Source organism: Paenibacillus sp. B-A-8 (assembly GCF_048572915.1).
Taxonomy (GTDB): Bacteria; Bacillota; Bacilli; order Paenibacillales; family Paenibacillaceae; genus Paenibacillus_AQ.
In genome coordinates this window covers 325,597-340,134 of sequence record NZ_CP183882.1, presented here as the reverse complement: position 1 = coordinate 340,134, position 14,538 = coordinate 325,597, and the positions used below count along the sequence as shown (strand labels likewise).

General features: G+C 44.0%; 7 protein-coding genes. 1 reads left to right on the top strand and 6 read right to left on the bottom strand.

What is annotated here, in order from left to right; translation table 11 throughout:
• Nucleotides 1-43: 43 nt before the first annotated feature.
• The 4 genes from ACN6MV_RS01550 to ACN6MV_RS01535 form a co-directional block, all read right to left on the bottom strand.
• On the bottom strand, nt 44-1,513 hold the full coding sequence (locus tag ACN6MV_RS01550) for a stalk domain-containing protein (protein WP_419885572.1): 1,470 nt from the start codon (nt 1,511-1,513) through the stop codon (nt 44-46).
• A 35-nt stretch (nt 1,514-1,548) separates the two neighbouring features.
• Nucleotides 1,549-3,300: a FecR family protein gene (locus tag ACN6MV_RS01545; RefSeq protein WP_419885571.1), complete on the bottom strand. Its 1,752-nt coding sequence runs from the start codon at nt 3,298-3,300 to the stop codon at nt 1,549-1,551.
• Nucleotides 3,297-5,057, bottom strand: coding sequence for a CHASE2 domain-containing protein (locus ACN6MV_RS01540; protein ID WP_076116455.1), 1,761 nt, complete (start codon nt 5,055-5,057; stop codon nt 3,297-3,299). Before ACN6MV_RS01540 ends, ACN6MV_RS01545 begins: the two co-directional genes overlap by 4 nt.
• Nucleotides 5,058-5,510: 453 nt before the next feature.
• Nucleotides 5,511-11,387: an S-layer homology domain-containing protein gene (locus ACN6MV_RS01535; protein WP_419885570.1), complete on the bottom strand. Its 5,877-nt coding sequence runs from the start codon at nt 11,385-11,387 to the stop codon at nt 5,511-5,513.
• Between the two features lie 254 nt (nt 11,388-11,641).
• Here ACN6MV_RS01535 and ACN6MV_RS01530 point away from each other — a divergent pair, with 254 nt between their 5' ends.
• Complete coding sequence (locus ACN6MV_RS01530; RefSeq protein ID WP_042123480.1) at nt 11,642-12,031, top strand: hypothetical protein; 390 nt, start codon at nt 11,642-11,644, stop codon at nt 12,029-12,031.
• A 121-nt stretch (nt 12,032-12,152) separates the two neighbouring features.
• Here the strand turns inward: ACN6MV_RS01530 and ACN6MV_RS01525 are convergent, their stop codons facing one another.
• Nucleotides 12,153-13,169: an AI-2E family transporter gene (locus ACN6MV_RS01525; protein ID WP_042123478.1), complete on the bottom strand. Its 1,017-nt coding sequence runs from the start codon at nt 13,167-13,169 to the stop codon at nt 12,153-12,155.
• A gap of 168 nt (nt 13,170-13,337) precedes the next feature.
• Nucleotides 13,338-14,522 (bottom strand): polysaccharide deacetylase family protein, encoded by a 1,185-nt coding sequence (locus ACN6MV_RS01520; protein ID WP_052414421.1) that lies wholly within the window; start codon nt 14,520-14,522, stop codon nt 13,338-13,340.
• Nucleotides 14,523-14,538 lie beyond the last annotated feature (16 nt).

The window sequence follows — 14,538 nt, the reverse complement described above, 5'->3', positions numbered from 1 at the left end:
TTTTCTCGACAGCCTAAACTTATTTAAAGGATATACTGAATGATTATTGTCCACTTTCCAGCACAATTGCGTTACTGCCCTCATCGTATACCTGCATAAAAGATGAAATGGTCGGCAAATAATCGGCTGCCACATACAAAGTACCCTTTATGTTTTGCACATTAAGGCTTACGTCTGGCTTTAGGGTGAGTGTCCAATCCCCTTTGCTAATCATCGTCTCTTTGCTTGCCGCATCCCAGCGAATGTCCGCTCCCCATGAGCTAAATAGCGCTCTAACTGGTAAATATATTTTTCCCGACTCTTTAAGAGGTTGAATAGCACTATTGAACTTCACCTGCGCTCCATCCAACCATACTTGCATGTTCTTACCGGCTGGCAGCAGTGGAACTGCATCAAGCAGATCAGCCTCGCTACGCAATGGCTTAAGGGCTTGCAGATCAAGATTCAATACCTTTAGCTTGTTATTCAGCGTATCGGTCACATACAGCTTCCCGAAGGCAAGCGCAACACCGGAAGGCTGATCAAACATTACTTGATCCAATACTCCAACCTGATCTCCCGAGTTCGCCTGCCCTGCAACTGTTATAACTTCCCCATCCTTTTGGATAGCCCGAACGCGATGGTTCAGACTATCTGCAATCAGCAATACCCCATTGGCATAGGCTAGTCCACGAGGACGATTGAACAACGCCGACAGACGCTCTCCATTCTGGAACCCTCCAGCCATATAGCCAGTCACTGGATCAACAAGGGTTGCTTTGCCTGCAAAGGTCTCCACCTTACCGCCTTTAACTAAGCGGATCATCTGATTCCCACTGTCAGCTACATAGAGATTGCCAGATTCATCGAATACAAGGCCCTGTGGTTCATTGAACTTGGCTGAAGCTACTGCTCCGTCCAAATAAGCACCATTATTGCCCTGCAGACCCGCAAACGTAGTCACAATACCTTTTGGTGTAACTCTGCGAATCACATGATTGAGTGTATCCGCTACATATATGTTGTCATTGCTGTCTATTGCCAATCCACCCGGCGCGTTAAATTGCGCCACATCAGGCGGTCCATCTTTATAGCCTGCTACTCCCGTTCCTGCGAGGGTATACACTTCTCCATCCTTAATTTTCCGAATGACATGGTTATCGGTATCACTAATATAGATATTGCCTTTACTGTCAGCAGCGGTGTACGTCGGATGATTAAACAAGGCCTTTGCACTCTTGCCATCGATATATCCTTCAGCACCTTGTCCAGCCACTGTCTGTAGCGCTCCATTACTCCACTTGCTGATCGTACCGCTTCCGGACTGTACGATGATGAGTTCATTACTGCCAGGTACAGAAGTTAGTCCCCATGGCTGTTTAAGAGAGAGTACGGCGTTAAAAGAGATGTTCTGATCTATACTCCCTTGAACGTTGCCGCTTGTGGGCTGCACTGCCTCTGCGGTAACGATACTAGATGGTACTGCGCTTACGAGCATTAATCCACAAACGATGGAGATAAGTTCCTTTTTCATTACGTTATTTTCTCCTCTCGAAGGTTATTGCGCCTTTAAAATAACAAAGATAATCTAATCTGGAGGTTGTCTATTATTACCTCTACAGGGCCGTTTTCAGTATCTTCAACCCTCACCAGTGGAATGATAACAATATAAGGTTCGGGAGTTAGTCTATTCAAGAATGCCGGAGTAAGTTTAAGTACAAAGGTATTCTCATCGTTCCGATCTAGTACATAATCCGTATCTTCTAGTGGAAATGGATCTCCAAGATCATATTCATAATGATATCTGATCTCCCCTACATCATAACCTAGCGAATGAATGATAAATTCCGGCGCTTCATCTTCACCTATAGGACCCGTATGGTTAAAATAACTCGGAGTGATTTCTCCTTTAAAGTAAAACCCGCCGTCTGCTATCTGTTGAACCTCTTCCTGTACCTGCCCCCCGGAAAGGGTATTCTTTAACAAACCACCTTTAACCTTGATTTGAACGAATGACTTATAAGGAAGTGATTCACGCAGCTGAATGTGAAGCTTATTCTCTCGAATGTATACCTCACCTAAATCGAGCGTGTCCTCACTCTGATTTAAGGTAACACTCACACCATCCCTGGCGGCATTAGGATTAGAGTCATCTGCGATATTAAAATCTAACGAAACTGTAAACGGCAAAACAATCTCATTATCACGGACGAGATAGTCATAGATATGTTCTCTAAATTCCTGCTGGTCTATCTCAGGTGCACCGAGTGGATTTGGAGTTTCCGTCGGCGTTGCTGTCGGTTCCGGCGTCGGCGTTGCTGTTGGTTCCGGCGTCGGTGTTGCTGTTGGTTCAGGTGTCGGCGTTGCCGTTGGTTCCGGTGTCGGTGTTGCTGTCGGTTCCGGCGTCGGCGTTGCCGTTGGTTCAGGTGTCGGCGTTGGTGTTGCCGTTGATGTAGGTCTCGTCGGCGGTGTTGGTCTCGTCATATCTAAGGGAGCCGAACTAGATAGATCATAGTTAATCTGGGGTGGAATGGTTGGAATAGGCGGACTTGAGTGAACGGGCATCGTGGCTTTTATTTGCTCGAGTAGTTGCTCGATTTTTTTCTTAACCGATTCGAATTCCAATATCTCTTCTTCGTTCAGATATTTCAAATGCTGCTCTAGCGCAAATTGCGGTAATGCATTCAGGGACAGCTGCCCCTGTGTCCATTGTTGATTCTCCATAATTAACTGTTGGGATGCTGTTATCATACGCTCAATTAGTGTGGGATCATTAGACGGAATTACATGGACTGTTCCTTCCAGAACTCCCAAATAATCGCCGCTAATTCCTCCCCCAGCATTAAGGACTACATTGCCTTGGCTATTAACGCTAACAAAAAACTCTGTACCCATCACGCCCATGATCGCCGTCGGGGTCTCAATCTCAAAACGGGAGTCGCCATCTAGCTTCTTTTTCACCTTGATCAGGACTTGCCCGTTTTGCAGCTTCAGACTTGTCTTTCCGCCGAGCGCTTTTGCACTTTCGACTAATTGGCTAATGGTAAGCGTAGTGTTTGCTCCGATTGTAACTTCTTTGTTAGCATCGAGGTCGAGGCTGATTTGCCCGTCAGTGCCCGTTATAATCGTATCGCCTTGCGTAATCGCCATTCCTTTAAAAGCATTAAATTTCTTCGTCCCCCCGCTCTTTTTCACCTCAGACTTGCCTGAGACCGCGGTTATTTTCCCTACCTTGACGCTGTCCTTCGCCTGTGTGACAACCGCCGGCCAAAGAATACTGAACAATAGAATAAATGACAGTGTAAGCTTCAATGATTTCATTTCAACCCCTCCAATTCATAAACACTAATTCCCTGTTCTTTGCCCTTTACCTTGATCTCTCCTAATGAAACGGCTGATACTCTATCTTTTACAAAAGCGTAGGTAGCCTCACTGATGAGGATTTGTCCAGGCTTCGCATTGCTTTCCAGACGGGCTGCCGTATTGACGGTGTCTCCAATCGCTGTATAATCCATCCGTGTCTTAGAGCCGATGTTCCCAAATACAGCAGGGCCAGTATGTACCCCAATACCAAATTTAACTACTAGGCCAAAGCGTTCAAACAGCTTTTGTTCTACCGCCGCCGAACCCTCCTTCATCGCCCACGCGGCCTTCACCGCTTGCATCGGATGATCTTCTAGCAGCAATGGAGCATTAAATATCGCCATCGTGGCATCCCCGATAAACTTGTCCAGTGTGCCATCAAACTCAAAAATACAACCCGCGGTCAGATCCAGATACTCATTCAGAATCTCTACAATCTCCTCCGGTTCAGCAGCCTCTGACAACGGGGTGAAGCCTCGAATATCTACGAATAACAAGGTTAGCTCTCTGCGACTTCCTCCCAGCTTCAGACCCTCTTGACCGTTCTTGAGAATTTGATCCACAACCTGTGGAGCAACATATCGGCCAAAAATATCCGTAACTCTACGTTTTTCCATCAACTCCTCTAAATATTGAAAAGCTATCACGATAATACAACTAACGATTAGAAGGGGAATCACATAACCTAGTGAAATCACCGTACCCTGATCATAGAAATAACGACCCGCAAAAATTAGTAGCGCAATGATGACCACAATGGCCGCATAGGAATACAGCATCTTCACTTTACGGAATAGTAGATACGCCAGGAGCGCAACTAGCAAGAGCACTACTTCGTTCCACTTCCAGTCCAGCACTCGTTTATAATTATCGTCGAGCAGAGACTGGATGATATTCGCATGAATTTCCACACCGTATAACGTGTTTTTTCCGCTAATCGGTGTTAGGAAGTCATCCTTAAACCCTGTAGCATAAGGTCCGATAAGCACAATTCTATTCTCAAAATAAGAGGCTGGGACCTCTCCGCTAAGCACCGCCGAGTAAGGAATCTCTTCAAAGGCGCCTTTGCCACCTGAATAGGGGATATAAAAGCGTCCAAAGTCATCCAGCGGGAGCTTCTGCGGATCAGCAGTGCTTCCCATCGCCTCTCGATATTTCTGATAGACCGTCCATGACAAGCTGTGAATAGACTCCCCTTCATAATCAAAAGAATAAAGGGCCTTACGCACCACACGGTCTGTATCGGTAATGGTATTAATGTGCGCGGTTGCAGCCGCAGCCTCTCGCAAGGCTTCAAACGGCTGGGACAGCTCCAGCGCTTCAATTTTTCCTTGTTCAGTATTAGATGCAAAAGTACCATACACGGGCAGAACAACATTTCCCGCCCGAGCGACAGCCGCAGCGAATTCTGTATCTGCCTCGGGATCTTCTGAGCCCACCGGGAACGTCAGGTCAAAGCCGATCACAGCAGGATGTCCCTCAGAGAGCGTATCTAACAGCTGTGCATGAACATTTCTGCTCCACGGCCAGCTGCCAAAGTCCTTCAAGCTTTGATCGTCTATCCCGATAATAGCAATCGTAGTATCCACAGACCGCTCGTGCTGCATCACGCGATCTTGTAACAGATGATCAATAGAGTCCAGACTCCCTCTGTACAGAAGAACCGCAAAAATCATCGTAAGTAGAAGCAAAATATGTGCTAACTTTACTTTCAAGGTTTGTTTCTCCAATCTATGTATTATGGAATGAGTCTGAGCCAGCGCCAATAAGGAATACATAGGATCGCTAGTAATATAACGAAAAGTCCATAATCTAAGGCAATCTTTTGAGCATGCTTGTAGGTAAAGAATTTACCTTCAGCACTATAATAAGTGGTCAGATACGTTAGTGATGGATGAGCAAAGAAGAAGGGGTCAGTAGATAACAGAATAAGGAATACAAGCACCCATGGATGAATACCCATTCCTGCGCCAATTGGAAGAAGTGCCGTAACAAGGAGAATGACTGCCGGATAAAGTCTATTAAAAATTTATTCAAAAATATTATATATGAAAAATCATATGAATAGTAAGAATTTCCTACTTTACAAGAAAAAAAGCGGGGGTGAAATACATAAAACGACAAAAAGCAGACCAGAGTTACCTCTGCCTGCCTTTGCCATACTATTCTTATAAATTGATTATTCCATACAGCAGTTTTGCAATTTCAGCACGGGTTACTTTGCCACGTGGATCGAAGTTATTGTCGCCCTTGCCATCAAGGATTCCCTTAGCTTTCAATTCACTTACCGCTTGTTTCGCCCACTCTGATACGCTGCTCATATCCTTAAAGCTTGCAATAGCAGCAACGGAAGACTGTGTTCCAGCTTTGTACTGTATCAATTTCTGCAGGACAACCGCCGCTTCTTCACGTGTAATCGCATCCTTAGGACGGAACTTGCCATCACTGCCTTGGATGAGTCCGAGCTGAACAGCCTTGTCTATCGATGATGCATAATAAGCATCTTTTGATACATCTGCAAAAGCACCATTCCCCGTAGTTTCACTTGTCTCATTCAATCCGAGTGAACGAATGGCTAGTGTAACAAAATCTGCACGGGTTACATTCGCTTGTGGACCATAGTGCGTATCGTCGATACCCTTAATCACATACTTAGCCGTCAGCTTGGAAATGTACGGCTCTGCCCAGTGACCAGAGGTATCACTAAACTGCTTAACATATTCCAGCACCGCGAAGGAAGAGAAATGATCGGTTGTAAAGGTAACGGTATTATCTTTGAACACCCCACCTAAATATTCCAGCGTACTGCCATTTACATAATAGACACCTGCAAAATCCGTATCGATCTTGGCAAGCTGTTCCTTAGTCAGCGTCAAGGTAATCGTAACAGCACCTTTAAGCTGGTGGATAGCCGTTTCTTTGCCTCCTGCTGATGTACTGAGGTTCAGCGTAACGGTAGCCTTGGATGGACTCATTCCAGCGACATTGCTTTGTACAGCTGTCGTATTTGTATCAACGCTCAGCAGCAGCATGTCACTGCCGGCCGGGATCGCTGGTAAAGAGCTTGTTGGTACGCTTAATGTAACGTTAGATGAAACAATATTCAAATTCAACTTCTTATCGACAGCCTGTTGAACGGCCGCTGCATCAAGAGCAATTCTAATCTGACCTTGAGTCGAGGTTGCCCCGCCTACGCTAATCTTTAGGCTTCCCCCTGTAGCAGCTTCCTCTATCAGCTTCTTCAAGGCTGACGGATCAGCTGTATACGTTCCATTACTTCCTAATGCCAGTTCAATGTTTCCTTTTTCCGCTCCAGGTGTGGCTGTAGGCGTTGGAGTCACTGTTGGCACAGGTAAAACTACTGGAGGTGCCGATGTCACCTCAGGTGCTGGTGTCGGCGTCACTTCTGGCGATGGCGATACCTCTGGTGTTGGTGTCGGTGTTGGTGTCACCTCTGGTGTCGGTGTTACATTCTCTTTCCCAGTGTAGAAGCCCCAAATGTCTGAAAGCACACTACCAGAGTTATCATCCTCGACTTTTGTATACCACTGGTAGTAGCTTTCTGGATTAAGCTTACTCCAAGTAACCTGAGTCTCCTCACCGCTCTCTACTTGCTGATTGGTCGCGATTGTCTGATCACTGTAAACCTTAACTCCAATGTAATCGGTAGCTACACGTTTGGTTACAGGCTGCAGATCGAGATCTAGTACGAACTCATCTTTGCCCGGGAACTCATTTTCATCATAATAATTATAATCATCTAAATAAGGCGAATAAGTCTTCACTCGGAGCTTATTGTTAGCTACATCGAACTGAAGGAGACGAATATAACCAAGTCCGCCCTCTTCGGCACCTTGATAGTCTGCCAGCATTTGATATACACTGCGGTCCGCAATGCCATCTCCGTTATCATCCAGCTCATCTACCTTAAGCTCTGCATCATGATAATGACCGGACAAAGCTGCGATTACGTTCTTGTTAGGTTTCACAACCTTTTCAAAGATTGTATCTGCAATCGGTGCGCGGTTATTAGATACGAGCAGGTATTCATGAAGACAAAGAATCGCTTTACGCTCTGGATAACGAGCGACAATCTCATTCATCCATTCAATCTCTTCTTCAGCCAGTCCCCAGCCCATATATACGATAATGAAGTCATTTCCGTTCGCAGATACCAAATCATAATGGCCCCGGTTGTTGTCATAGGAACCGCCAAAGGTTGGCATGTCCTTGAATCTCCATTCACCAAAGTATTGCCAGAATTTCGTGTAATCTCCGGTTTGATGGCCTACATCATGATTACCCGCAAGAACACCATATGGAATACCTGCATCCTCGAGTACCTTCATGTCCCGATCGGCTTCTTCCCATTGATATTCTTGATAGGACTTATCCACTACATCTCCGGTATGAATAACATATTTCAAATTCAAATTATCCTTATTCTCAGCAATCCACTTCACATTTTTCTGGTAAATGTAAGGATAGCTTTGAGAATAATATTGCGTATCAGACATCCATACAAAGGAAAAATCATAAGTGTCTTGCGTTACTGTAGCTGCAGTCTTAGCCACGGACGCGATCTCATCCTGAACCATCACCGCAATGCTATTTCCATTTCTATAATCTCCAGCAGTCACCGTAGATTTCAGTTCAAAATCCTCAGTACCAGCGATTAAATGATCCAACTGTATCCATTTTTGTCCGGCAGGACTCCACGCGTAGAGACTTACTTTACGGCCTGGAAGTGAATTCCCCTTCCATTCAATATCCACACGATCTGAAGCCTTCACGGATTCATCCAGCTTAATTTCATAACGCTGATATGGGAATTGCTCAACAGCATCGTTAATTAGGTACTGTCCGTCAACTGCACTTATTTTGCTGTATTCGTCACTGCTAAGGGCTTCTTCGCCCGCAGGAACGGATTGCTTCGGCGGTTCTGTATCGGATGCGTTCTTAAATCCAGTAAATCCTTGCTCTGGATGGTTACCATCGTACTTGAAGCCTCTATAGAAGGTAACATCCATCTTATCCTGGTTAGGATCTTCAACCTTAACCTTCAAGGTCGGATTCGTACCCACACCAATCTCCCAGTTCTGAGGTGAGATCAGGAGTGGTGCAAATGGATTTTCATTCGGTACATGGAATGTAATTACCTTTTCCACCTGATTACCTATCTTATCTAATGCGGTGATAGAAAGCGCATGGTCTCCACCGGACAGCTTTCCGGATGAAGTAGCATAAGGCAGTTCAATAACATTGCCATCCAGCTTCACGCTAACTTTATCTACACCTGCGTAAGTATCCTTGATCTCAGCAGTAATTATGAAATTACCACGATAAGTTTTTCCTTCTTCAATCGAAGCTTTAATAGATGGCGGCGTATTGTCTACAATTACATTTGAAGATACCTTGGATCCACCTTCCGTCACTGTTACTTTATGTTCTCCGTCAGTTACTTCTTTAGTGTTCCAGTTATACGCCTTTGAACGGAATAAATCCGATTTCAGATCGAACCGGAAGCCGATGGATTCATGCTTACCTGCGCTGTCCCCCATCTTAATTTCTTTATCACGTTCTGCATAAGCAGGGTCCCAAATTTCTGTGCCGTCTGCAAGTAATAGGCGCACATTCTTCACTTCGAAATCATCTTTATTCTCCTCAGGACGAGGGTCAAAAGGCGATGATTTAGAGCCCGCCCGAATGTAAATCACATTATCCTTGCCTACTTGTAAAGCGGCAGAGGAGATCGGAAAGGTTAATGTCGTATACGTAGTAATCGGGTCCATAAAGGTGTACAGAATACTCGCATCCCCTAATTCTTCTGGTCCCATGGTGATACCGTTTTTGAAATAATAATCTACATTCTTCGCATCAAATACAAAGTAAGCATCATTCTCAAGCGCGGCATATACCTCGTTATTGCCGAGCACCTTATTGTCGATGGTCAGGTCCACTTCATCAGCTTTGGCAGTGGCAGAGGTTCCTTTTACCGTCATAGAGCCATTAATGAATTGTCCATCCTTCACATTCAAACGAAGCGCTGATTGATCGGGACCACCTGTGATTTTCACTTTCATTACCGGAGATTCGGTCTCATTCGTGCCGTCAGATACGACGAAATAATACTGTATTTCATTCCTACCAATCAGATCAGCAGATGACAATTTATAATGATACAGACTGTCATTGAAATCTTGAGAAAGATTATGACTGACAAAATCAGGCTGCTTATCCGAAGCTACTCTTACTTCTACGGATGTAACGGCTTTATTGTCATCCGCGAAAGCCTTCAAATCGAGACTCATCGACTGATCAATCTCCGTTATAGCAGTCAGATCATTTACCGTCGGATTCTCGGTATCCGGCTCCACATGAATCGGTGTGTTAGGTAGCAGCGCTGCATCCACCTGCCCTGGTGATGGAGCAGCCGAACCTGTGCTAATCTTGAGCATTTTGCTTTGCCCATTCACGGGATACTTGTATAGAAGGGCTTTATTTTCTTTGGTGTCATCACCTTTAGCTCCACCATCATAGGTAAGGTCGGCATCATAATACGCAGAGGAAATTTCCTTCTCCGTATTACTCTTGATTACGACTGCCCGGCGGCCAGAGTTGGCCATCCCATCGCTTTTGATTAGAAAGAGATTCGTACCATCAACCAGATTAGTGTTAAATTCTGTATTGAAATCATTGGCAGTGTATGTACTATTAGCACTATTAATAATCCAGAACACCACGGACTGCTGTGGAGGAATTACAAAGCTTTCCTTCGTCGAGGGCCACTTCACATCAGAAGCGTTACCTTTATCAGGATAACGATAATAGATCTTGTAGTTCTTGAAATCAATCGGTGCGTCAGTATTGTTATACACCTCAATGAATTCAAAAGCGTCACTGCTCGTTCCCTTTACATTCGTCGAATTCGGCAGCAGCTCTGTAATTAGAAGCTTCGGCACATTGTTCGTGTCGAACGCGGGCAGGTTCACATGAACAGAATAGTTCTCCGTTACATTGTTCACGCGGATGCTGTAGTGCAGTTCTGGCTCTTCCAGCGCAGCCGCGGGAATTACCGCCGTATATTCCCCCTCGCCTTTTGAGGTCATGGTGATTACCGTATCTTTCACCTGAGAAGGAGAGCCGTATTGCAACTTCACTACCGTTAGCGTTCCGTCTGGTCCATTCTCTAAGTTCGTAATCTTCGCGGTGATGGAAAGATCAACTGGATCTACACTGCTCAGTGGGTGGTGTTCAATCACCGGCTGTTTGTCTCCAGGCACTGGCTTAGGAAGCTGTTCTGGCTCTACAGTTCCAGGTGTAGCCGCACCGGTTCCCGAATTTGGCATGAGACTCATTGTAGAGCTGTCTGCTTGAGAGAATTGATAGAATATGCCGTTATTCTCCTTCACCTGTTCTTTCCCATAAGAAGCAGAAACAATTAAAGTATCTCCTGCTTTACTCTTAATTTGTAAGTTACGCGGAGAAGTGTTAGCCATACCACCCCCACCATTGATACGGAACAGGTTCACTCCTTCCTGAAGAGTTGCTGAAGGATTAAAGTTTTTGATGAAATCCTCGGCTGGAACATTCAGATTATTACCGTTCATAATCCAGAAGACGATATTCCCATGCGCCGGTATGACCGCATCTCCATTTGGTGTCCAAGTATCATTGTCATTATAAAAGAAATAATAATCCTTAAAGTTAACTGGCTCGTCCGTATTATTATAGATTTCAACAAATTCATAACCATCTACAGAGGTTCCATTGGTGCCTTTTACATTTTTAGTATCCGGAACAACCTCTGTAATAAGTAAAGATCCCGGATGGGTAGGTGTCGCATACACAGCTGTTGTCACGTTTGTTTGACTCATAAGTGTAAGTAGCTGATCCTGTTCATCAACATGTAATCCTAATTCGGAAGATGTCTGCTCCGTATCCAGCTGCTCTTCAGCATATCCTGCTGGAACCATTATCCCCAACATCAGACTGCTTGCAATTACACCGGATAGAAAACGTTTAGCTTTTGCTGTTATTCTCAAAACTCCGAACACTCCCCATAAGTTTGATTGTGACCCAGTGCATAAATATACATTGGAGATCATCTGGAAAGTATACATCCGGTGTATTATCGCTATATTATTCCAATGTTAAATCTTTAGGTTATCTTAAATATTGTTTAAGCTTCAGCTCAGCTTTCCGGGTTATAATAGAAGCAAGTTAAACCACAACCATCACAGACACTTTCAACAGAAACCATAAAATGTTATTTGTAAAATAAGAAAAGAGGACTCTAATGGATATAAAAAGAGTGATTATAGTAGGAACCGTAGTTATAGTGATGTCTTTTGGAAATGCTTGGAGCAGCCTTACTGCTAACGCAAGTTCGCCTGCACAATGGTCCACCGTAAAAGCTGCGGATAAAGACGAATTATTGTTGAAAGCACTTAACCAGCCCACAGATGAAGATTTGTATGATGCCTTATATGACGGTAAGTCACTTCAAGATATTGCAATAGAACAAAACACGGATATTGAAGATGTGATCAATCTACAAGTAGCTCAGCTAACGGAACAGCTAGATTCACGGCTGGCTTCCGGAAGTATTACGGCTGAGCAGTATGCAGCACACAAGGCGGAGCTGAGGGACATCGTTACGGAGAGTGTTCTCACTTCTTTCGGCTAAGGAAGATACATACAGTGGCCGTACAACATTTCTCCGCGCCAAAATAAAGAGGGTGATCCGAAGCCATTGAATGGCTATCGGATCACCCTCTTTGTATTTTCGATGCTATTTAACTCAATTCCTAAGTCTCTATCTTGTTATCCCTAGTGATCTCCAGTATATCCAGGAAGAATACAAAAATTGGAATACCGAGAATTAGACCCCATACACCCATATAGTGCTCAGAGAAGAGAAGTACGATAAAGGTGTAGAACATAGGCAGATTCATTTTGGATGACATCAGTTTTGGATTTAAGAAGTAACCTTCGATAAAATGTAGTATGGCGATCATAACCAATACATATATCGTCATTGCTATGCCACCGATGTTGTAACCAATAATACAAAGCGGTATTAAGGAGATCACAAAGCCTACAACTGGAATCAAACTAAGCAGGAAGATCATAATCGATAAGGCGAATAGATACGGAAAGCCTAAGATCCAAAGTCCAATCACAGTAAAGCATGTATTAAACAGCGCGATCAGAATTTGCGCTTCAATCACTTTACCAAAAGATGAGATGAATTTTCTGCCGAAATACTCAAGCTCAACATAGAACCAGGAAATTTTGCTCTCTTTAAGACGGGCAGTGAAACTGACAATTCTGTTCTTCTCAAGGATAAAGACAAAGCTCAGAATGGTGGATAATACGAAGCTGGTGCCCCAATTACTTATTTTCAGGACGTACTCAAGACCATCTTTCACATAAGATTGATAGTTCAAATCCTTAAGCTGGGCAAATAAATACTGCGCAATTTCGTTTTGTGGAATGTTTGCAGGGGTTAAACTGGTCAGAAAATTGGTTAACTGCTTAATCTGAGTAAAGACCTTCGGTAAATAATTCACTAAAGTCACTACGATCAGAGCAATCAGAGCTAAATACAACATAATAATAATGACTTTACTGTTGACTGCAACATATTTATTGATCCGCTTCGTGAGCAGCACTTGAAAGCTGTTCATTACATAAGCAATCAAAAATGTTAACAGTACTAAATTAAGCATATCTCTAATACTGAATAGCAGCAGGGCAACCAGCCCCAAAATAAAAAAACGCCGGACCGTTAAATTCGCGTAATAACGCTTAAATACTTCCATCTGTTCTCTCCATTCACCTACCAATTAGTACTCTATTTATAGTCTACAGTAAGGAATTCACTTATAGCAACTAGTGATTCGCCCAAATTGGCGAAATTTCTCACTTTTTGTAAACCCCTAATGATCGTAGGGAAAGATGATATCCATTCCATACATTTCCTTATTCGTTTATGTACCTCCCGTTGTACGCATTAACTTAACGGTTCGACGCTTCTGATCGTAATTGAGATCAATATTTAGATCCTTGCATAATTGCATAAACGGAACCATTAAGGTCCCTTTCCTCATTTCGGGTGCACTTCCTATCAGTGCTACTTTTTGACTATTCAGGGTTAATTCCATAGGCGAATCTATATGTTTGATCTGCTCAAGGGTTTGGACTGCGGTTAGATTCTGGCTTCCCCCGTTGATTCGGGAGGCATTCCGGTCCGTTCTCGCATTTATTCCATCCTGGATTTTAAATGTCAGCGAAATTCCGAGTGAATCACATGCGGATAGCAACCGGTCATTGTAAGATCCGTAAGGAAAGGCAATCGCTGAATCGGTATTTCCCAGTTCTTCCTTCAGCCTTTGCTCCGCCTTGGCCAAATCACGAGTAACTCTGCTATAGTACTCCGTATTCATTTCATTCCTATTTTCATCGTCGATATATAACAAGGCACTAGCGGCAGGCCGTCCCCCACCTTCAGCATCCACGATACCATAATGGTGTAAATCGTACGTATGACTATAGAACCCCATCCCGTCACGCTTCATTTCACGCATCTGCTCCCAGTTGAGTTTCGGCACACTATTCGGATCTGGGTGGTCAATCGTAGAGACTATAACGAAATTCACTGCCGTATACCCGTATTTTTTCAGAATAGGAAAGGCCAGCTCATAAAAACTCTCATATCCATCATCAAAAGTCAGCAGCACCGCATTGTCTGGAACCGTACCGCCATTTAGCATAAATTCTCGATATTGTTCCATCGTAATCACATGAAACCCTTCCTGCTTCAGCAGGTTCATTTGATCATCAAACCGATCAGCCGATAAAATCCAAGGAAACTGCGGCATTGGCTTCTCTGACAGATGATGGTACATCAGCACAGCTACATGGTCTTTATAGTAGATACCTTTCGGAAGCGGCCCCTGCTTCTGCCAGTCAATATGCATGTTAAGGGCCCGTTCGGCAGCAGCCTTGGGAATCATTAGCTCATCAGGTGAGCCCGGATAAGTAGCTACTGTCTTAATGATTTGACCGTTTACATTTATGGTCAATATCGAAGGTTCACGTTGATTGTTGAAAATAGCAACAAGACTTATTAGCAGAACGATGACTAAAAGTATTATATATTTTTTCGTATGCAATCTCTGAATCTCCTTA